The 20,697-nt window shown below is 70.3% G+C and carries 19 protein-coding genes and 1 tRNA gene; 15 read left to right on the top strand and 5 right to left on the bottom strand.

Annotated features, from left to right (window positions below; translation table 11 throughout):
• Positions 1-90: 90 nt before the first annotated feature.
• Positions 91-2,232 carry a prolyl oligopeptidase family serine peptidase gene (locus DPQ65_RS10150; protein ID WP_114907222.1) on the top strand — a complete coding sequence of 714 codons (2,142 nt, stop codon included), beginning with the start codon at positions 91-93 and terminating at the stop codon, positions 2,230-2,232.
• Here DPQ65_RS10150 and DPQ65_RS10145 read toward each other — a convergent pair.
• On the bottom strand, positions 2,196-2,705 hold the full coding sequence (locus DPQ65_RS10145) for a GbsR/MarR family transcriptional regulator (RefSeq protein WP_114907221.1): 510 nt from the start codon (positions 2,703-2,705) through the stop codon (positions 2,196-2,198). The two genes, DPQ65_RS10150 and DPQ65_RS10145, sit on opposite strands and share 37 nt — an antisense overlap.
• A 60-nt stretch (positions 2,706-2,765) precedes the next feature.
• Here DPQ65_RS10145 and DPQ65_RS10140 point away from each other — a divergent pair, with 60 nt between their 5' ends.
• The 14 genes from DPQ65_RS10140 to DPQ65_RS10080 all read left to right on the top strand — a co-directional run bounded on the left by DPQ65_RS10140 (position 2,766) and on the right by DPQ65_RS10080 (position 15,857).
• Positions 2,766-3,746: an ABC transporter ATP-binding protein gene (locus tag DPQ65_RS10140; protein WP_114907220.1), complete on the top strand. Its 981-nt coding sequence runs from the start codon at positions 2,766-2,768 to the stop codon at positions 3,744-3,746.
• Positions 3,743-5,416 (top strand): ABC transporter permease, encoded by a 1,674-nt coding sequence (locus DPQ65_RS10135; RefSeq protein WP_114907219.1) that lies wholly within the window; start codon positions 3,743-3,745, stop codon positions 5,414-5,416. The genes DPQ65_RS10140 and DPQ65_RS10135 overlap by 4 nt, the downstream gene beginning before the upstream one ends.
• A gap of 739 nt (positions 5,417-6,155) precedes the next feature.
• On the top strand, positions 6,156-6,689 hold the full coding sequence (locus tag DPQ65_RS10130; protein ID WP_114907218.1) for a hypothetical protein: 534 nt from the start codon (positions 6,156-6,158) through the stop codon (positions 6,687-6,689).
• Positions 6,690-6,781: 92 nt separating this feature from the next.
• Positions 6,782-7,681: a nucleoside triphosphate pyrophosphohydrolase gene (locus DPQ65_RS10125; RefSeq protein WP_238146778.1), complete on the top strand. Its 900-nt coding sequence runs from the start codon at positions 6,782-6,784 to the stop codon at positions 7,679-7,681.
• Complete coding sequence (locus DPQ65_RS10120) at positions 7,678-8,544, top strand: TrmH family RNA methyltransferase (RefSeq protein WP_202863079.1); 867 nt, start codon at positions 7,678-7,680, stop codon at positions 8,542-8,544. The genes DPQ65_RS10125 and DPQ65_RS10120 overlap by 4 nt, the downstream gene beginning before the upstream one ends.
• Positions 8,545-8,706: 162 nt before the next feature.
• Complete coding sequence (eno, locus tag DPQ65_RS10115) at positions 8,707-9,993, top strand: phosphopyruvate hydratase (RefSeq protein WP_114907216.1); 1,287 nt, start codon at positions 8,707-8,709, stop codon at positions 9,991-9,993.
• Positions 9,994-10,109: 116 nt separating this feature from the next.
• On the top strand, positions 10,110-10,742 hold the full coding sequence (locus DPQ65_RS10110) for an FtsB family cell division protein (RefSeq protein WP_114907215.1): 633 nt from the start codon (positions 10,110-10,112) through the stop codon (positions 10,740-10,742).
• Complete coding sequence (locus DPQ65_RS10105) at positions 10,726-11,280, top strand: DUF501 domain-containing protein (RefSeq protein ID WP_238146777.1); 555 nt, start codon at positions 10,726-10,728, stop codon at positions 11,278-11,280. The genes DPQ65_RS10110 and DPQ65_RS10105 overlap by 17 nt, the downstream gene beginning before the upstream one ends.
• Positions 11,277-12,224 (top strand): Ppx/GppA phosphatase family protein, encoded by a 948-nt coding sequence (locus tag DPQ65_RS10100; protein WP_114907214.1) that lies wholly within the window; start codon positions 11,277-11,279, stop codon positions 12,222-12,224. The genes DPQ65_RS10105 and DPQ65_RS10100 overlap by 4 nt, the downstream gene beginning before the upstream one ends.
• Before the next feature lie 10 nt (positions 12,225-12,234).
• A complete protein-coding gene (locus DPQ65_RS10095) occupies positions 12,235-13,086 on the top strand; it encodes a uracil-DNA glycosylase (protein ID WP_114907213.1) in 852 nt (283 codons plus the stop codon).
• 94 nt (positions 13,087-13,180) lie between these two features.
• Positions 13,181-13,257, top strand: a tRNA-Leu gene (locus DPQ65_RS10090).
• 355 nt (positions 13,258-13,612) lie between these two features.
• A complete protein-coding gene (locus DPQ65_RS15675) occupies positions 13,613-13,879 on the top strand; it encodes a hypothetical protein (protein ID WP_162802154.1) in 267 nt (88 codons plus the stop codon).
• 2 nt (positions 13,880-13,881) lie between these two features.
• On the top strand, positions 13,882-15,222 hold the full coding sequence (locus tag DPQ65_RS10085) for a glycosyltransferase (RefSeq protein ID WP_162802153.1): 1,341 nt from the start codon (positions 13,882-13,884) through the stop codon (positions 15,220-15,222).
• Positions 15,219-15,857, top strand: a complete 639-nt coding sequence (locus DPQ65_RS10080; protein WP_114907211.1) for a calcium-binding protein — start codon at positions 15,219-15,221, stop codon at positions 15,855-15,857. Before DPQ65_RS10085 ends, DPQ65_RS10080 begins: the two co-directional genes overlap by 4 nt.
• A gap of 100 nt (positions 15,858-15,957) precedes the next feature.
• Here DPQ65_RS10080 and DPQ65_RS10075 read toward each other — a convergent pair whose 3' ends face one another.
• The 4 genes from DPQ65_RS10075 to DPQ65_RS10060 form a co-directional block, all read right to left on the bottom strand.
• Complete coding sequence (locus tag DPQ65_RS10075; protein WP_114907210.1) at positions 15,958-16,788, bottom strand: alpha/beta hydrolase; 831 nt, start codon at positions 16,786-16,788, stop codon at positions 15,958-15,960.
• A 4-nt stretch (positions 16,789-16,792) separates the two neighbouring features.
• The gene (locus DPQ65_RS10070; RefSeq protein ID WP_114907488.1) at positions 16,793-17,482 is read right to left on the bottom strand and encodes an FMN-binding negative transcriptional regulator; all 690 of its coding nucleotides are present in this window, start codon (positions 17,480-17,482) and stop codon (positions 16,793-16,795) included.
• A 107-nt stretch (positions 17,483-17,589) separates the two neighbouring features.
• Positions 17,590-18,003, bottom strand: coding sequence for an alternative ribosome rescue aminoacyl-tRNA hydrolase ArfB (gene arfB, locus DPQ65_RS10065; RefSeq protein WP_114907487.1), 414 nt, complete (start codon positions 18,001-18,003; stop codon positions 17,590-17,592).
• Positions 18,004-18,074: 71 nt separating this feature from the next.
• A complete protein-coding gene (locus DPQ65_RS10060) occupies positions 18,075-20,549 on the bottom strand; it encodes a M14 family zinc carboxypeptidase (protein WP_114907209.1) in 2,475 nt (824 codons plus the stop codon).
• Positions 20,550-20,697: the final 148 nt, after the last annotated feature.

The raw sequence follows: 20,697 nt of genomic DNA, 5'->3' as shown, positions 1-20,697 counted from the left end.
CCCGACGATCGCGGTGACCGTCGGCAGGAAGGGCGGTCGGCTGGCGTGCACGGCCCGTGACGCCGTGAGCCGGTCGCCTACGCTGGCGGGGTGAATCGGCAACAGCAGCAGACCGTGGACCCGGACACCGTCGACCAGGACGGCACCGAGGTCTCCCGCACCGATGAGCACGCCTGGCTCGAGGAGGTGGAGGGGGAGGCGCAGCTGGACTGGGTCCGCGAGCGCAACGCGGGGGAGGCGGCCCGGATCGCGGGCACGCTCGAGTTCGCGGCCACCCGCGACCGGATCCGGGCGATGCTCGACTCGGACGCCAAGATCCCGGACGTCACGCGGATCGGGGAGCACTACTACAACTTCTGGAAGGACGCGGAGCACGAGCGGGGCATCTGGCGGCGCACCAGCCTGGAGTCCTACCGCACCGAGCAGCCCGACTGGGAGACCGTCCTCGACCTTGACGCGTTGAACGAGGTCGAGCAGGAGAACTGGGTCTGGCACGGCGCCACCGTCCTGCGCCGCACTCGCGACAGCGAGACCGAGGACCACCGGCTGGCGATGGTCGACCTGTCCCGTGGCGGCGCCGACGCCGACGTCTCCCGGGAGTTCGACCTGCACGCGAAGGAGTTCGTCGAGGGCGGGTTCCACCGACCGGAGTCCAAGGGCAGCGTGTCCTGGATCGACCAGGACACGCTCTTCCTGATGACCGACACCGGACCGGGGAGCATGACCGACAGCGGCTACCCCCGGACCGCCCGCCGGTGGCGCCGGGGGAACCCGCTCGAGGCGGCTGAGCTCGTCTTCGAAGGGGCGGCCGAGGACATCGCGGTGGGCGCGCACCACGACCAGACGCCGGGTCACGAGCGCGACGTCATCTACCGCGCCCTGACCTTCTACACCAACGAGGTCCACCTCCTGGACCCCGGCGGCGACCTGGTGCGCCTCGACCTCCCGGACTCCGCGCAGGCCGGGATCGTGCGGGAGTGGCTCACCGTCGAACTGCGGGATGACTGGACCCCGGGAGAGGTGAGGTATGCCGCGGGCTCGCTCCTCGGCATACGGCTGGCTGACTTCCTGGCCGGCTCCCGCGAGCTGCAGGTGCTGTTCGCCCCGTCACCGACCAGGTCCCTGGCCGGGCACACCTGGACGCGGCACCACGTGGTGCTCAACGTCCTGGACGACGTGACCAACCGGCTCGAGGTGCTCACGCCGGGTGCGGACGGCACCTTCGCCAGCACACCGTTCCCGGGGGTGCCGGAGGTCGGCACGACGGTGGTCGCCGCGGTCGACCGGGTGCAGTCCGATGCGGTGTGGGTCTACACGACCGACTTCCTCACCCCGACGACCCTCGCGATCGCCGACCTCGCTGACCTCTCCGACTCCGGCGCTGACCCCGAGCTCGTGCTGGAGCCGCTGAAGTCGATGCCGGTCTTCTTCGACGCCGAGGGGCTGGTCGCCGAGCAGCGGTTCGTGACGTCTGCGGACGGGACCCGGGTGCCGTACTTCCTGGTGCACCGGGCGGACCTGCCGGTTGACGGCAGCACCCCGACCCTGCTGTATGCCTATGGCGGCTTCGAGGTCTCCCTCACCCCGACCTACTCCGGTGGTCTGGGGGCCGCGTGGCTGGAGCGCGGCGGGGCCTACGCCCTGGCCAACATCCGCGGTGGTGGCGAGTACGGCCCGACCTGGCACCAGGCCGCGCTGAAGGCCAACCGGCATCGCGCCTACGAGGACCTCGCGGCTGTCGCGCGCCACCTGGTCGACTCGGGTGTCACCGTGCCGGAAAGGCTTGGGGTGCAGGGCGGTTCGAATGGCGGACTGCTCACCGGCAACATGCTCACGCAGTATCCGGAGCTGTTCGGTGCTGTCGTGATCCAGGTGCCGTTGCTGGACATGCAGCGTTACTCGCACCTGCTGGCGGGGGCGTCCTGGATGGCGGAGTACGGAGACCCGGACGAGCCGGACGAGTGGGAGTTCATCGCCACGTTCAGCCCCTACCACCTGTTCGATGCGGAGCGGGACTACCCGCCGGTGCTGTTTACCACCTCGACCCGGGACGACCGGGTGCACCCGGCGCACGCCCGCAAGATGGCGGCCAGGATGCTCGCCGCCGGCAAGGACGTGACCTACTACGAGAACATCGAGGGCGGCCACGGTGGCGCGGCGACCAACGAGCAGCTCGCGCACATGCAGGCGCTCGCCTACCGGTTCCTGGCCGAACGGCTCGGCCTGGACTGAGCTTTCCGCTCCTCCCAGCGCCGCATGACGCCATCCATCTCCTCGAGCAGGAAGACGAAGAACTCCCGGAGCTCGGTCAGCCGATGAGCGGCGGCACCGCCTGGCTGGACGACCTGCAGGCCGCGCTCAAAGCCCGTGCTCCAGGAGTTCAGTGCGCTGGTGTCGTGGGCGATCAACTGGATGAGCGAGTCGCCGTCGACGACGTACTGCTCGCGTCGGGACCCCGGCATGGTGCGCCGGGAGACCAGCCCCACCTGGGTGAGCCAGCGCACGGCCGTCGAGACTGCCGCCGCGCTCACCTGGAGGGTCGCGGCCAACTCGGCTGACGTCATACTGCCGCTCTCGTTGACCAGGATCGCCGCGTAGACACGCGATGGCATGCGCTGGATGCCCGAGGCCGTGAGGACGCCGGCGAGCTCCTCGACGTAGGCGCGCTGCTCCGCCGTCAGTTCCTCGGGTGCCTGATCAGTCATCTGGATCTCCCACAATTAATGATATTCACAAATCTGTAAAAGTTGTGTAGATTGTAGCCCATGACTGCACCGATTGTCGTGGACCAACTCCACAAGTCCTTCGGGTCGACCCACGCGCTGGACGGGCTCGACCTGACCGTCGCCCGCGGAGAGGTGCACGGCTTCCTCGGCCCCAATGGCTCGGGCAAGTCCACCACCATCCGCGTGCTGCTCGGTCTGCTGCGGCCGGACTCGGGGCACGTGAGGCTCCTGGACGGTGACCCCTGGCGCGATGCTGCGGCCCTGCACCGACGCCTCGCCTACGTCCCCGGTGACGTCGCCCTGTGGCCGAGCCTGACCGGTGGGGAGGTGATCGACCTGATCGGTCGGCTTCGCGGTGGCCTCGACGAGACCCGGCGGGTCGAGCTCCTGCGCGACTTCGAGCTCGACCCCGCGAAGAGGAGCCGGACCTACTCCAAGGGGAACCGCCAGAAGGTCGCACTCGTGGCCGCCCTGGCCTCCGACGCCGACCTGCTCATCCTCGACGAGCCGACCAACGGCCTGGACCCGCTGATGGAGGAGGTCTTCCAGAGCTGGATCCAACGAGCCAAGGACGAGGGGCGCACGGTGCTGCTGAGCAGCCACATCCTGGCCGAGGTGGAGGCCTTGTGCGACCGGGTCTCGATCATCCGTGCCGGCCGCACCGTGCAGAGCGGCACGCTGGCCGACCTTCGACACCTGACCAGCACGACGGTGACCGCGGAGACCGGACGTCCGGCCGACGATCTGACTGGGATCGCGGGCGTCACCGACCTGGAGAGCGTCGACGGACGGGTGACCTTCAAGGTCGACACCGACCACCTCGACGAGGCGATCGCCCACCTCTCCGGCCTCGGAATCAGGTCGTTGCAGGCCCACCCACCGACCCTGGAGGAGCTCTTTCTCAAGCAGTATGGCGAGCGGTTGCCTGCGCAGGACGAGTCGCCGGAGGCGCTGGCCGGCTCCTCGGCCGACACCGTGGGGTCAGGATCGGGTGACGGAGACCGGGGGACGGGACGATGAGCGCGATCACGACGGGTCGGGACAGCACGGGCCCAGTTGGCGCGGGGCCGTCGAGCACGGCGTCGAGCGCGGGGCTGACCGGCACCGGGTTGACCGGCACCGGGCACCTGGTCCGCCTCTTCCTCCGGCTGGACCGGATCGTGCTGCCCATCTGGATCGTGGGCATCGTCGGGCTGGTGGCCGCGTCGGCCTCCGCAGTGCAGGGCCTCTACAGCACGCCCGCGCTGCGGGCCGGCTATGCCGCGACGGTCAGCAGCAGTCCGGCCGCCATCGTGATGAGCGGCCCTGCCCAGGCGCTCGACACCGTCGGTGGAATCACCCTCTTCGAGATCAACCTCACCTCCGCCCTGGGCGTCGCCCTGATGGCGATCTTCCTGACGGTGCGGCACACCCGCACGGAGGAGGAGACCGGGCGCACCGAGTTGCTGCGGGCCGGCGTGCTCGGCCGCCACGCACCCCTGGCCGCCGCGCTGATCGTCGTGGGTGGCGCCAGCCTCCTCGTGGGCGCCCTGATCGGGCTTTCCCTGCTCGGGCTCGGCCTGCCCGCCGGCGGCTCGCTGCTGTTCGGTGCGGCCATGGCCTGCCTGGGCCTGGCCTTCGTCGCCGTGACGGTGGTGGCGGCCCAGGTCAGCGAGCACGCCCGCGCCGCCCTGGGCATCGCGGTCGCGGTGCTGGGGGTCTCGTGGGGGCTGCGCTCGCTCGGTGACGTCAACGACAACGCCGCATCATGGCTCTCCCCGGTCGGCTGGGTGCAGTCCGTGAATGCCTACGGAGACCAGCGCTGGTGGCCGTTGCTCCTGCCGCTGGCGTTCGCGGCAGTGCTCACGGTGGTGGCGGTGCAGCTGGGTCGCCGCCGCGACGTGGGCGCCGGACTGGTGCCGACCCGGCCGGGCTCGCCCCGCGCCTCCCGGTTGCTGTCCACCGTGCCCGGCCTGGCGTTCAGTCAGCAGCGGTCGGCGCTGCTCTGGTGGGCCGTCGGCCTGTTCCTCGGTGGGCTGGCCTTCGGGTCCTTCGGCAACGAGGTGACCACCATGCTGGAGGACAACCCGGAGATGAAGGACCTGCTCGGCGCAGGTGGCAGCGACGACCTCGTGGCTGGCTACTTCGGCCTGATCCTGCTCATCCTCGCGCTCGTCGTGGCCTGCTACACCGTGTCCTCGGTCCACCGGCTGCGGGCTGAGGAGTCCGCGGCCCGCGCCGAGCTCGTGCTGTCCACTCCCACCGCGCGCCGGTCCTGGCAGTTTGGATGGCTCGCCGTGGCCGGGCTCGGCACCCTGCTCGTGCTGCTGGCCACCGGTCTCGGCGTCGCGGTGGCAGACGCCCTGGTGAGCGGGTCGACGGAGCGGTCCGGCGAACTGGTCGGTGCCACGCTGGCCTACCTGCCGGCCCTGGCTGTCATCGGTGGCCTGGCCGCCGCGCTGCACGGCTGGTTGCCGCGGCTGGGCCTGGTGGCCTGGGCTGTCGTGGCGGGCTGCTTCGTCGTCGGGTGGCTGGGTGACCTGCTCAAGATCCCCGAGTCCGTGCGCGACCTGTCGCCGTTCAACCTCACCCCGCGGATGCCGCTGGAGTCGATGGACTGGTCTGTCGTCGGTCTGTTGTCGGCCGTCGCCGTCGTGCTGCTGCTCCTGGCCGTCGTGGGTCTGCGTCGGCGGGACATCGACAGTGCCTGAGGGCTCGACCACCGGGCGCACCGTCGTGTGGTGAGGGGCCTCACCGGGCGCACCGTCGTGTGGTGAGGGGCCTCACCGGGCGCACCGTCGTGTCGTGCGGGCCTCACCGGGCGCCATGCGGCGATAGGGCGCCCAAGGTGAGCGTGGGCTCTGCATTCGGTGCTGAACCAGTGTTGAGTTCTGCACTTGATGCGTTATGTGACGTCATATGCAGAGCTCAGGAGCCGTGCCGCGCCATCTGCAGAGCTCAGGGGCCGTGCCGCGCCACCTGCAGCGCCTCTGCGGCCACCGCGAGCCACGCCGCAGGGACCGGCTGCCGGGCCGTCACCTGAACGGCCAGGAGGTATGTCATGCGATCTCGGTCCTGCAGAATTTGGGTCAGAACCCGACAACCGCAACACCGAAACCGCATGACAACGAGCAGCTGGTCTGAGCATCCCCCCACGACGCGAGGCGGTCTAGCCTGCCAGCAGGTGAGCTGCCCAGCCCCTCAGTGCCACGGCGGCCCACCCCTTTACCGCCACGGCGGCCAGCCCCTCAGTGCCACGGCGGCCCACCCCTTTACCGCCACGGCGGCCACCCCTTTACCGCCACGGCGGCCACCCCTTCAGTGCCACGGCGGCGCAGCGCCTCAGCGCCACGGCGGCCACCCCTTCAGCGCCACGGCGGCGCAGCGCCTCAGCGCCACGGGCGGTAGTGCCTCGGCAATCTCTCGGGAACAGATGACATGATGTGCCCTGTGAGGATCGCAGCAAGTTCCCTGTCCCGTGCCCGCCGTTCGACCACCGCGCTCACCGCCGCCACGGTCGGTGCGCTCGTGCTCTCCGCGTGCTCCGGCGGCGGCATGTCCTCCGGGGTCGCTGCCGTCGTCGACGGCAACCAGATCACCATCGAGCAGGTCCAGGAGGCGACCGAGCAGTTCAACACGCTGCCGGTGTCGCCGACGACCCCGACCGACGTGCTGACGCTGCTCGTCTACGGCGACCTGGCCGAGGAGGCACACCGCGCGGCGGGCAACGCCCCGATCCCCGATGCCCAGCTGGTCAACGACCTCAAGGGCGGCGGGCTGCAGAACCCCGCCGACAGCACGGTCGACCTCTACCGCGCCATCAACCACCTCCAGATGGCGCAGCAGCTCCCCTCGACGGAGGACCTCGACATCGAGATCAACCCCCGCTACGGCGAATGGGACGGCACCAACGGTCAGGTCGTGGCGCAGGCGCCGGAGTGGATCACCGAGGTCACCGGCCAGGCCGACGGGGCCCAGAACTGAGCGGTCGCCTCAGCCTCCTGCTGACTTCGCCACGGCTGGCCCCGGGCCTGCTGTCGCGTGAGGCGTGGCGCCGTCTGGAGGAGGCGGGCGCCGTGCTCTGCCGGGCGCTCGCGGATGCCCAGCCGCGCGCCATCGCAGCCACGGGCACCGAGCTCACCGTCGCCTCCGGTGACCCGCGGACGCTGGCCCGGGATCTCCTGGACCGGGCGAGCGAGGCCACCGTGGTGTGGGTCGGTTCCCCGGATGGCGACCCCGGCCTCACCGACGCCCTGGCCGCCGAGGCGACTCGGCGCGGTGGCTCGGTCGCGCCCGAGGTCGAGGTTCTGGTCGGCTCCTGGGACCAGCCAGGGTCCCGACTGCTCGACGTCGTCGCGGTGATGGACCGGCTGCGCTCGCCCGGAGGGTGCCCCTGGGACGCGGAGCAGACGCACCAGAGCCTGGTGCCCTATCTCATCGAGGAGGCCCACGAGGCCGTCGAGGCGCTGGAGTCCGGGGACGACGAGCACATCATCGAGGAGCTCGGCGACGTGCTGCTCCAGGTCGCTTTCCACGCCCGGGTCGCCGCGGAGCGCCCGGACGGCTTCGACATCGACGACATCAGTGCCACCCTGGTGGAGAAGCTGGTGCACCGCCACCCCCACGTCTTCGGGGACACCGAGGCAGCCGATGCCGCTGCGGTGGAGGCCAACTGGGAGCAGCTCAAGGCACTCGAGAAACCGCACCGTGAGCACCCCCTCGACGGCATCCCTGCCGGTATGCCGCCACTCGCCCGCGCCGCCAAGGTCGCCTCCCGCCTGGAGCGGGCTGGCATGAACGACCGGCTGCGGGCCGAGATTAACCGCCGTCTCACCGAGTCGGGCGAGGGGCTGGTCGCCGCTCGGCTGATGGACGTGGTGCTCGGCGCACGCGCCGAGGGGGTCGACGCGTCGGCAGCCCTGCGGACGTTGCTGCGAGAGCTCGCGGAGGCCGACCTGGGGGCGGAGGGCCCGTGAGCCGCGGGTCCGGCGGTTCGCAACGCCGCGTCGCGGGCCAGCGCCGCGTCCTGCGCGTCCACAGCCGCAACGCGACCTTCCAGCAGTGGCACTCGTTGCTGACGAACCGGACCAAGCGCAACCGCCATGGTGAGTTCCTGGTCCAGGGCGTGCGCCCGCTGACCCTGGCGCTGGAGCGCGACTGGCCGGTCCGGGCGCTCCTGCGCGCCGAGGGAGAGCTGTCCCACTGGGCCCAGGGAGTCTGGGACGGGACCGCTGCCGGTCAGCACGGCATACTCGCTGATGAGCTCATGGCCGAGCTGGGCGGCAAGGACGAGGCGACCCCCGAGTTGCTCGCGGTGCTCGAGCTCCCCCCTGATGACCTGGACCGGTTGGGGCGCCCCGAACGCGTGCCCTTGGTGACCGTCTTCGACCGGCCCTCCAGCCCCGGCAACATCGGCACTCTGGTGCGCTCGGCCGACGCCTTCGGCGGCACCGGTGTGGTGGTGACTGGGCACGCGGCCGACCCGTACGACCCACGCGGCGTGCGCGCGAGCACGGGCTCGCTGCTCACGATCCCTGTCGTGCGGGTGCCCTCGCACACCGAGGTGCTCTCCTGGGTGCGGGAGCAGCACGAGGTGGACGGGGCAGGGTGGACTGTTGTGGGGCTGGACGAGGGCGGTGACCTGCCGCTGCGTGAGGTCGACCTGACCGGACCCACCGTCCTGGTGGTCGGCAACGAGACTCGCGGCCTGACACGTGCCTGGCGCGAGGCGTGCGACCACATCGTGAGCATCCCGATGGTCGGTGCGGCCAGCTCGCTCAACGCTGGAGTTGCCGGATCGCTGGTGCTGCACGAGGCGCTGCAGCAGCGGGGCGGCTGAGCGGGAGCTTCGTCAGGCCGGTGCGTCCAGTGGGGCTGGATGTCCGGCGACGGTGCGTCCGGTGGCTTCAGATCTCGCGAGTCGGTGCGTCCGGTCGGGGTTGGGGAGGGTGGGCCGTTAGGCTCGGGGTGACCTGACCTGTGTGCATCTGAAGGAGTAGTCGTGGCTGTCATCGACGCGATCATCGCCCGGGAGATCCTTGACTCCCGCGGCAACCCGACTGTCGAGGTCGAGGTCGGCCTGGACGACGGCACCGTGGGGAGGGCCGCCGTCCCCTCGGGTGCCTCCACCGGCCAGTTCGAGGCCGTGGAGCGTCGCGACGGCGACGAGGGTCGCTACCTGGGCAAGGGCGTCGAGCAGGCCGTTGCCGCCGTGATGGACGACCTCGAGCCGCGGCTGCTGGGCTTCGAGGCCAGCGAGCAGCGCCTGGTCGACGCCGAGATGCTGGCCGTCGACGGCACCGACAACAAGGCAGAGATCGGCGCCAACGCGATCCTCGGGGTCAGTCTCGCGGTGGCCCACGCTGCCGCAGACGCCGCTGAGCTCCCGCTCTTCCGCTATGTCGGCGGGCCCAACGCCCACGTGCTGCCCGTGCCGATGATGAACATCCTCAACGGCGGCTCGCACGCCGACTCCAACGTGGACATCCAGGAGTTCATGATCGCCCCGATCGGCGCCGGCTCCTTCCGTGAGGCGCTGCGCTGGGGCACCGAGGTCTACCACGCCCTGAAGGCCGTGCTCAAGGAGCGCGGCCTGAGCACGGGGCTGGGCGACGAGGGCGGTTTCGCGCCCAACCTGGAGTCCAACCGGGCCGCGCTCGACCTGATCATCGAGGCCATCGGCAAGGCCGGCTACACCCCCGGCAGTGACATCGCCCTGGCCCTCGACGTCGCGGCCAGTGAGTTCTTCGAGGAGGGCTCCTACACCTTCGAGGGCGGCACCAAGAGCGCCGAGGAGATGATCGACTACTACGCCGAGCTCGTCGACGCCTACCCGCTGGTCTCCATCGAGGACCCGCTCAACGAGGACGACTGGGCCGGTTGGAAGACGATGACCGAGCGCCTCGGCGCCCGCGTCCAGCTCGTGGGTGACGACCTGTTCGTCACCAACCCGGAGCGGCTGCAGCGCGGCATCACCGAGGGCATCGGCAACGCGCTGCTGGTCAAGGTCAACCAGATCGGCACGCTCACCGAGACCCTCGACGCGGTGACCCTGGCGCAGACCAACGGCTACCGCTGCATGATGAGCCACCGCTCCGGAGAGACCGAGGACGTCACGATCGCCGACCTGGCCGTGGCCACCAACTGTGGTCAGATCAAGACCGGCGCCCCCGCCCGTTCCGAGCGGGTCGCCAAGTACAACCAGTTGCTGCGCATCGAGGAGGAGCTGGACGACGCCGCGGTCTACGCCGGCAGCGGCGCGTTCCCCCGGTTCACCCCGAAGGACTGAGGCCAGCGCGCACGGTGAGCCCAGCCAGCCCACGCGGGCCGGCACGGAGCACCTGAACCGGCCCCACGGCATACAGCTGAAACATTGTCACGACACAGAGCAGGGAGGAGGAGCTGATGGCCACCAACCGCGGACCCGGCCGGGGCCCGTCCCGGACCAGCACCCGACGTGCGGCACCCCGGTCGCGCCCGGCCAGCGCACCCCGCGCGACCTCCGGGAACGCGGCCGGATCCACCACGAACCGTCGGCACTCCCCTCCTCGCCTGTGGCGCCTCGGTGCGTTGATCGTGCTGCTCGGGTTCCTCGCGCTTTTTCTCACGCCGACGTTGCGCGGCTATCTGGACCAGCGGGCCGAGATCTCCCGTGCGGAGCAGGAGATCGCCGCCGAGCAGGCCCGGATCGAGGCCATCGAGGCCGAGCTGGAGCGCTGGGAGGACGACAGCTTCGTCGAGCAGCAGGCACGCGAGCGGCTCCGTTTCGTCAAGCCGGGTGAGGTCGCCTTCACCGTGCTGGACGACACCGGCGAGCAGCTCAGCGAGCCGTTGTCCGGCATGGCGCCGGTCACCGAGGACGTGCACGCTCAACGACCCTGGTACGGCCAGGTCTGGGAGTCGGTCATCACGGCCAACGAGGGCGTCCCCGAGCCGGAGACGCCGGCCCCCGGCGTCCCTCAGACCGAGCCGGCACCTGAGGGTGAGGCCCCCGCCACGGAGGAGAACGACGTGGGGAACGATGCCGAGCAGCCCTGACCTGATGCCGCGTCCCGAACCTCAGGCTCCCACTCCGGAGGACCTGGAAGCCATCCACCGACAGCTCGGTCGGGTGCCGCGTGGGGTCGTGGCCATCGCGCACCGCTGCCCGTGTGGCTGCCCGACGGTCGTGCGCACCGAGCCCCGCTTGCCCGACGGCACGCCGTTCCCGACATCCTTCTACGCGACGTGCCCGCGGTTGACCGGCGCGATCTCCACGCTGGAGAGCGAGGGGATGATGCGGGAGATGACCGAGCGCCTGGCCCGTGACCCCGAGCTCGCCAGGAAGTATGCCGAGGCTCACCAGGACTACCTCGCCCGCCGGGCGCAGCTCGGCTCGGTCCCGGAGATCGAGGGCATCTCGGCCGGTGGCATGCCGACGCGGGTCAAGTGCCTGCACGTCCTGGTCGCCCACTCCCTGGCCGTCGGTCCGGGCATCAACCCGCTCGGTGACGAGGCACTGGCCGCGCTGCCGCAGTGGTGGCACGACGGCTGCTGCGACCCCGAGCCGGAGGACGAGGGCGAGGAGGGCGTATGACTCGGGTCGGAGCGATCGACTGCGGCACCAACTCCATCCGCCTGCTGATCGCGGACGTGGTGCCCGGCTCGCTGCACCAGGTGCACCGGGAGATGCGGATCGTGCGCCTCGGACACGGGGTCGACGCCACGGGGAGGATCGGGGCGGAGCCCATGGCACGGACCCTGGCCGCTGCCGCCGACTACGCTGCCCAGTGCCAGGAGGCCGGGTGCGAGGCGGTGCGTTTCGTGGCGACGTCGGCCTCGCGTGATGCCACCAACGCGGCGGACTTCGTGACCGGCGTGCAGGAGGCCTTCGCGGCCTTCGGCACGGCGCCCGAGGTGATCTCGGGGCAGGAGGAGGCGTCCCTGTCCTTTGCCGGCGCGACGACCGGGCTGCAGGGAGCACCGGCACCGCACCTGGTCGTCGACATCGGCGGCGGGTCCACCGAGTTCGTGCGGGGCACCGACCGTGTCGAGCAGGCGGTCTCTGTCGACATCGGGTGTGTCCGGATGACCGAGCGGCACCTGCGCAGCGACCCACCCACCGAGGCCGAGATCTGGCCGGCGCTGGGCGATATCACGGTGGCGGTCAATAGCGCTGCGGAGCAGGTCGATCTGACCGGTGTCGGCACCCTGGTGGGGGTCGCTGGGTCCGTGACCACGGTGACCGCGCACGCCCTGGGACTGGGCGCCTACCGACCCGAGCAGATCCATGGCGCCGAGCTCTCGGTCGAGCAGGCCATCGCCGCCTGCACCGACCTGGTGCAGATGAGTCGGGCGGACCGCGCCGCGCTGCCCTTCATGCACGAGGGGCGCGTCGATGTGATCGGTGCGGGCGCCCTGGTGTGGCGCAGCATCATCCAGCGGCTGCAGCACGACTCGGGGCTGACCACCGTGCGGGCCTCCGAGCACGACATCCTGGACGGCATCGCGCTCTCCCAGGCCGCGCCGTCCGCCGGCTGAGCGGCCGGCCATGTCACCAGCGCCACGCCCGCGGTCCTCGGGCACCGACCCGCACCCGGTCACCGGTCAGGAGTTCCCCTCACCCGTGCCACCGGGGACCGGCTGGCCCGATGACCCGGCCACAGCGGACACCCCGGTCGCCCGCACGGCGACTCAGGTGGCCAGACTCGCCCGCCGGGCAGAGAATGTGGGCGAGCTCGACGCCCTGGTCACCGTGTGCCGCGCCTGCCCGCGGCTGGTGGACTGGCGGGAGTCGGTCGCGACCACCGGGCGTCGCGCCTCGTTCGCCGACCAGCCCTACTGGGGCCGTCCCGCTGCCGGGGTCGGACCGGCCGGTGCCCCGGTGCTCATCGTCGGACTGGCCCCGGCGGCCAACGGCGCAAACCGGACAGGGCGGATGTTCACCGGCGACCGGTCGGGTGACTGGATCTACGCAGCCCTGCACCGCGGCGGTTTTGCGACCCAGGCCGCCAGTGACCACGCTGGCGACGGCCTCGAGCTGCACGGCATCCGGATCGTCTCAGCGGTGCGTTGCGCGCCCCCGCAGAACAAACCCACCACGCAGGAGAAGGCCACCTGCGCGCCGTGGCTGCATCGCGAGCTCGAACTCGCGGTGCCGACCCTGCGCTCGATCCTGGCGCTGGGCTCGATCGGGTGGGACGCGACCCTGCGCACGGTGCGCGAGATGGGCTGGACCGTGCCGCGTCCGAAGCCGAAATTCGGTCACGGCGCCGTCGCCGACCTGATCACGCCGGGCGGACGCACCGTGCATCTGGTCGGCAGCTATCACGTCAGTCAGCAGAACACCTTCACCGGCCGGCTCACGGAGGCGATGCTGGACGAGGTCATCGCCCGGCTGTGAGCGCCCGATGGTGTCCTGTTCGACCAACGTGATGAACTGCCCCACACCACTCGCCCCTGGCAACCGGGCCACGCCCGGACGGTAATCTGGCCGTGCCCTCGTAGCCCAATCGGCAGAGGCAGCCCACTTAAAATGGGTCCAGTGCGGGTTCGAGTCCCGTCGGGGGCACCACGCCTCGGTGCGGCTTCCCGATCGGTCCTGGCCGGCGCCGATGCGCTGCCCTGCCGCCCCACCTCTCCTCGCCGCCGACACGCCTCCCTGCACGCGCAGCCCTGCTCGCCGCCGACACGCCTCCTCGCGGGGCGCAGCTTGGTGCCGGGCGGTTCGGCTCCTGACGGTCCCGGCCCCTTCGGTAGCGGGACAGATCCGTCTTCGACCTGTGCCGGAGCCGATCTCGACGGGTAGTTGAGCGATTCACTATCGGCGTGTACTCTTCGAGAGCTTTACTCTTGCTTTACGGTTACGCGAGAGTACGCATACCTGCTCTTCGCGCCGCGGATGCCTGCCACAAAGGGGTTGCTCAACGATGTTCGATCTCGCTCAGTCCACCATCTTCCTGGTCACCGAGAGCTTCATCTCGGGTGCGGGTCGTGTCCTGCTGAGGGTGGCCGCGGTGCTGTTCCTTGCCTACGTGGTCGCGATGTTCGTGACGCTGACCTTCTGGTCCGTCCGTTCCGCAACGAGGCACCCAGGACTCTCGATGGTCCCGCTGAGGCCCGCCAACCAGGCCCTTCTGTCTACGGCTCCGCCGACCATCCAGGCGCCAGCGTCTCCGGCCTCCCGTGCCGCCTGAGCATGGTTCTCGTCGGTGGTCGAGTCGACCTGGTGATGGTGCTGGCGGTCGGGCTCGTGCTGGTGTGTGTGGTCTACCTCGTGGTGCTCGTCGGGCTCTCCCGTCGTGATCCGCTCGGTCAGGAGCGGCACGCGGCCCCGCTGGGGACCGACCCGGGTTTCGACGTGCTCTTCGTGATCCCGTGCCTCAACGAGGAGCGCGTTCTGGGAGAGAGCCTGGACCGGCTGCTGCGCCTGCCGCATCCGCGGATCCGCGTCCTCGTGGTGGACGACGGGTCCGATGACGGCACGGCCGAGGTAGTCCGCGCCGTGCAGGACCCGCGGGTCCACCTGCTGCAGCGGCACCTCCCCGCCGCCCGGCTGGGCAAGGGCGAGGCCCTGAACGCCGCGGTCGTCCACCTCCTCAACGGTGGCATCGGACCGGTCCGCGACCCGGCGTCCACGATCGTGGTGGTGGTTGACGCCGACGGCCGGCTCGAGGAGCACAGCCTGCACGAGGTGCTGCCGGGTTTCGCTGACCCGACGTTGGGTGGTGTCCAGGTGGGTGTGCGCATCAGCAACCGCCACACCAGCCTCCTGGCTCGTCTGCAGGACTTTGAGTTCGTGCTCTACACCGAGGTCTTCCAGCGCGGTCGGCGCCACCTGGGCAGCGTGGGTCTGGGCGGCAACGGACAGTTCGTGCGCTTGTCGGCACTCACCAGCCTGGGGCGCAGGCCGTGGACGCACTCCCTCTCCGAGGATCTCGACCTTGGGGTGCGGCTGTTGATTGCTGGCTGGCGCCTGGACTTCTGCCGCCACGCCGCGGTGCACCAGCAGGGACTCGTCGGGCTCGGCGCCTGGATTCGGCAGCGGGCCCGGTGGTTCCAGGGCCACCTCCAGTCATGGGGCCTGGTCCCGCAGGTGCTCAACAGGCTCGAGGGTCGCCGCCGCGCCGACCTCTACTACCACCTGACCAGCCCCTTCCTGCTCCTGGTGAGTTCGCTGTTCACCCTCGCCTTCCTGACCTGGATCGTGCGGCTCGGGATGGACGCGGTCGCCGGCCAGCTCGAGTTCACCTGGATGTGGGTCAGTTCCTACCTCTTCGCCTTCGGACCGATGGTGGCCCTGGCCATCATCTATCGCCGGGTCGAGGCGTCCGAGGACCGGATGGGCCTCCTGACCGGGATCGGGCTGGCGCACCTCTACGTCGGCTACGCCACACTCTGGTATGTCGCAGGGTGGCGAGCCGTAGTGCGCACCCTGGGTGGACGGACGGCCTGGGCAAAGACAGACCGCCTGGAGGAGACCCAGCGGCCCGAGGCCACTCCGGGCCTTGGCACCCCCAGCATGGGTCGACCGCTGTGAGGCTGGCCGCGCACCGCGTGCTGGCGCTGGTCGCCACGGCCACTGTGCTGACGGCCTGCGCGAACGGCGAGTGGGCCGAGGGTGAGGCACGCGACGATTGGTCCCTGGTCTTCGATGGTCACGGCAGCGCGAGCGCGCAGGAGGGGACCGTCGTCCTCGAGCCCCGGCAGGCGGCGTCCGCCGACACCACCCACGGCGGTCTGGTGGTGACCACCCGGGACTATCCGGCCGACACGACGTTGGCGATCACAGCCAGGACGGAGAGTCAGCTGCGCCAGGGCGAGGAGCCCAACCCGTGGGAGGTCGCCTGGGTGCTCTGGAACTACCAGGACAACGAGCACTTCTACGCCGTCGCCCTCAAGCCCGGTGGCTGGGAGATCACCAAACAGGACCCGGCCTTTCCCGGCAACCAGCGGTTCCTGTTGACCGGCACCGAGCCCAGCTTCCCGATCGGCGTGGACTACCGGGTCGAGGTGACCCAGTCCGGTGGTGACATGACGGTGAGCGTCGACGGCGTGGATCTCGGCACGGTTAGCGACACCGAGCGTCCCTACACCGAGGGTGCCATCGGCCTCTACACCGAGGACGCCCGCGTGCGGTTCACCCAGTTGACCGTCGACGCCCCGGAGCTGTGATGTGCCCGCTGCGTCCCCCTCTCACGAGTTCCCTGACACGGTCCGTGCCTGCCCCCAAGCAGGTCAAGATGCACCGTGCCCTGGGACGTCCACCAGCTGGTCACCTCCGCCGGATGGGCAGCGATTCGGCGAGCCGGACCACTGCATCGGCGAGGGGAGGGCCGAACATCTCGGGGTCATTGTGATCCACACCCTCCAGGACGACCTCCTCCACCAGCGTGCCCCGGTCCCGGGCGACGCGTGCCACCTCGGCGCTCAGCTCGGTGGGCACCACCGAGTCGGCCGTCCCTCGCACGATGGTCACTGGGACCGTTCCTTCGGCCAGGTGCGCGGAGACCGGGAACCGGTCGCGCAGGAGCAGCCCGACCGGCAGGATCGGGTAGTGGTGCGACCCGACAGCCGCGAGCTCGGTGAACGGCGAGCGCAGCACCACGCCGGCTGGCGGGTGATCAGCCTGCAGTCGAGCAACGACGCCACCGCCCAGTGACTCGCCCAGATAGATCGTCCGTTCAGGCGGGAAACCCTCCTGGGTCAGGGCCCGCACCGCCGCGTCGGCGTCGGCAGCCAGGCCCTCCTGGCTCGGGCTGCCAGGGTTGCCTCCGAAGCCGCGGTAGTCCAGCAGGAGCACCGTGAAGCCTCGGTCGGCCAGATCCCGGGCGATGCCCGCCCTGCCCTCGCGGTGGCCACCGTTGCCCGGCGCGTAGAGCACCGCCAGATTGCGGTCGGTCTGCGGGTCTGGCGGAAGGAACCAGGCCGTCAGCTCCAGCCCGTCCTCGGTGTGGAGCAGCAGTTCGCGGGCGCCGGGCAGCACCTCCTCCACCGGCGCGGGAGCTGCCGGGTCCGGGTGGTAGACCAGTGAGCGTTGGAAGGCCCAGAACAGTCCGAGCACGATCACTGCCACCAACCCGAGGGCGAGGAGAGCGCGTGCCATGCCGTCACCGGACCCTGCGCATCTCCTCGGCCAGCGCCGGGTTGGTGAGGCCCACTTCCTCCACGATGCGGTCCTGCACCGCAGCCGGCTTGTTCTGGCTCAGCTTGGAGCGGGCATCGAAGCGGGTGACGCGCAGCCGCAGGCCGACAGTGCCCTTGGCGGCCCGACGGGTGCCGGCCTCGTCTTCGGCGAGGCTGCGACCGCCGGGCCGACCCTGCTCGAAGTGGTCGGTGAGCCGGGAGAGCACGGTGTAGTTCTCCTCCGCGGAGAGGATCTCCGGCGTGCCGTAGAGGTGGGCCGTGACGTGGTTCCAGGTCGAGACCAGGTCGTCGGGCTCGTACCAGCTGGCCGACACGTAGTCGTGCGGTCCCTGGATGATCACCAGCACCTCGTGCTGGCCCAGCTCGTGGAGCTGCTCATCCGGTCGGCCGAAGTGACTGACAATGCTGATCTCGTCGGAGTCGGAGTCGGAGTCGGAGTCGGAGTCGGAGTTGGAGGTGGGATTGGGGCCGGAGTCGGAGCCGGAGTCGGAGGTGGGGCCGGAGTCGGAGGCGCCAGCGCTGAGCTCCCCAGCGCTGGGCTCCTCGAGCAGCACTGGGTAGTGGGAGGCGACCAGCCCCTGGCTGGTCGGCGAGACGATCGTCGCCCACGGGTTGTTGCGGATGAGTCGTCGGACCTCGTCGGGGTCGGTCATCAGATAGTGCGGGGTGTGTCTCACAGGTCCTCCTGACCAGTCTTGTGCCGACAGTGTCTCGCGGACCCTGACAGGGTGAACCAGCGGTCCCTCAGGAGTCGTCGCCCTCAGGTGTCGTCGCCGGCGACCCGGCCACGGGCGGCCTTGATCTGCGACCGCTGCCGCTTGCCCTCCAGCCGTCGCCGTTGGCTGCCGCGGGTCGGCCGGGTGGCACGCCGCTGCGGTGGCGGGGGAGCGGCCGCAGAGCGGAGCAGGTCGATCAGGCGCTGCCGGGCGGCGAGACGGTTCTGCCGCTGGGCCCGGTGCTCGGAGGCCACGATGACCAGCTGGCCCCCAGCAAGGTGCGGCTCCAGGCCCCGCAGCAGCCGGTCCCGGGCGGCCTCGGGCAGTTCGGCGACCGCGATCGAGGCAGGCGGGCGAAAGAGCAGCTGCACCCGGCTGTCCGTGGTGTTCACGCCCTGGCCGCCCGGTCCGGAGGCGCGCGAGAACCGCTCAAGGAGTTCTCCCGCCGGGATGACCATGCCCTGCGGCAGCCCGGGCCCTGGCGGGACGGTCAGGTCCCCACCCGGTGGTGAGGGCCGGGCCACGCGAGTCAGTCCTGCAGGGCGGACCAGAGCAGTGCGCGCCCGACCAGCGGGAACTGGCCCTTGGGGTGGGCCCGGAACAGCGGCTCGCTGCCGAACAGCACCGCCGCACCGTCGTCGTCGACGCCACTGACGATGACGGGCTGGCCCGCTGCGGCGTCCTGTCCACCCTCCTCGGCCGAGCCGGCCCAGTGACCGCTGACCAGGACGTCGTCACTGGCGTAGCGCTGGTCGACCGTGACGTCCTCGCCCAGGTCGGTGAACCAGGCGGGGGAGTAGACGAAGGAGTGCGGCGTCGCCCCGGTGCCGATGGCGGTGTCGGCGTTGTCGACCGTGACCACACCGTTGCCGTCGCTGCGGCCCCGCTCGAGGGTCACGTCGAGCAGTCCGAGGTCCTCATTGAGGCGCGCCCCCTGCGTGCCACGGCCGACGAGTCCGCCGCCGTCGCTCAGGAAACTGGTCATGTCGTTGCGGGCCTCCTCGTCCAGGGAGCTCCACGAGATGGACGAGTTTGAGACGTAGAGGGCATCGACGTCGGAGTAGTCGAAACCCTCGTTCAGCACGGTGGCGTTGACTTCACGGACCTCAAATCCCATCTCGCCCAGAGCCCAACGCTCCTGCGACGAGGCGGCCGCGGCGACCACGAACTCCTCCACCGGTGTGCCACTCGCGCCGTCCGGGGCGGGGGAGAAGGCCACACCGAAGGAGTTGGCAGCTGCCTCGGCCTCGGCTGCGGCGCCCTCCGGGACGAGGACCGTGCCGTCCGCAAGCCACTCCACACCCACGGCGGAGCGGGCCAGGTGGTTCAGTGCTGCGAGATCTGCCGGGTCGTTGAGGTGCAGCAGCAGGTCGCCGTCGCCCTCGACCTGGCCGGTCGGGGTGGCGGACCCGATGGGCTTGCCAGCCCTCGGCATACTGCCGTCCTTCGGAATGCTCGCCACATCCGCACCCCAGAGCAGGCCGAGACTCCAGCCGGAGATGTCATACATCGAGTCGACCCGGTCGCTGATGTCGGTGCCCGGTCCGAGGATGGTGTTGGCCAGGCCACGACGGGCCTGGTGCATGTCCACCACATAGCTGCCGGCCTCGTAGGTCTGGCCGTCGACGGTGACGGGCACGCTGGTGGTGCGCACCTCGACGCCATTGTCGATCAGGTGGTCGACCAGGCGCGCTGCGGCCGGGGCGGAGCGCTGCTCGTCACCCGCGGGGATGACATAGGCACGGGGGTACTCGGTGAGGTAGACGTCCTCAGGACCGATCTCGGGGAACAACTCCTCGGTGACCTCGACCGGCTCGGCGCCCGTGACGCCGCGGCGGAAGATCTCGATCTGGTCGGCGAGGAGCTCCTCCCCCTGCTCCTGCAGGTAGTCGATGGAAGCAGTCATCGCAGCATGGGCGATGTCGGTGTTGATCGCGGAACGGCGCTGCAGCTCCTCCTCGGGCAGGTTGTAGGAGGAGTTGTTGACGCGCATCGGGAACTCCACGGTGTGCGCCACGGCGCCGTGGAAGGTGGCGTACTGCGGAGTGAAGATCGGGGGCCAGTCATCCCAGCCCTCGTCCCAGTCGCGGAACGGGATCTGCGGAGGGTTCACGCCGTCGTCCTCAGGCGTGTAGCCCAGATCGAGGATCGCCTGCTCCATGCCCAGTCCGTTGGGGTAGGCGTGCTTGATGAACAGGTCGTACTCGTAGTTCTCGCCGTGCGGAGGCGTGGTCGGCTCGATGAGCGTCCCGTTGACGTAGCCGTGCAGGTCGACCATCACCAGCGGCTGGGTGCGCACGAGAGCATCGCGGATGGCGATCACCTCAGGCTGGGTCGCGGTGATGAAGTCGCGGTTCATGTCGAAGCCGGAGGCGTTGGCGCGACTGTTGCCGTGGCGACCGTCCGGGTTCATGGTGACCACGACGTAGATCCGGCTGCTCTCCAGCGTCTCCACGACCTCCGGGTCGGTGCTCGTCGCGTAGTCCTCGATGAGGCGCAGCGCCGCGTCGGTGCCCTCCCACTCGTTGCCGTGGATGTTGTTGTTGAGGAAGATCGGCGTCTTGTACTTCTTGGCCAGGCCCTTGTCCTTGGCGGCCTGCTCCGGCTGCTGCAGGATCCGGTCTCGCATGCGGTCCTGCGACTTGGCCTCGGCAGCGGACTCCGGCGCGGTGAGGGTCACCAGGTAGAGCTCACGTCCGGTCACGGTCTGTCCGATGACCTCGGCGCTGACCCGCTGTGAGCTGCGCTGCAGCTCGTTGAGCTTGGGAGCGATCGCGTGGTAGGGCGTCAGTCCCAGCTTGATGGAGGCATCGGCGGGGTCCGCCGGTGGCTCGACCAGCTCGTTCTGCCGGGGATAGCCCTCACTCTGGGGAGTCGGTGCCAACGTGACGTCGATCGCGGGAGCCGGCCCCTCCGCATACGCCGTGGGCAGCAGTAGTCCCGGGACGGCCAGAGCGGCCGCAGCCGTGGCGCCGACCAGGCGCAGGTGGGCACGATTCGACATCTAGAGCTCCTCAGCGAACTACACAGTCCCCGAACGACATCCCAGGATATCGCGAGAGAGCCCCCGGAGCGCAAGGGGTTGCACCTGGGAACAATGGTCGGGGCTCGTTCGCTCTAGACTATGTACTGACGACACACACGTGCCGCTA

This window comes from Ornithinimicrobium murale (assembly GCF_003352835.1).
Taxonomy (GTDB): domain Bacteria; phylum Actinomycetota; class Actinomycetes; order Actinomycetales; family Dermatophilaceae; genus Ornithinicoccus; species Ornithinicoccus muralis.
Note: the sequence above shows the minus strand (reverse complement) of the source record. Positions and strands in the feature narration are given on the sequence as shown.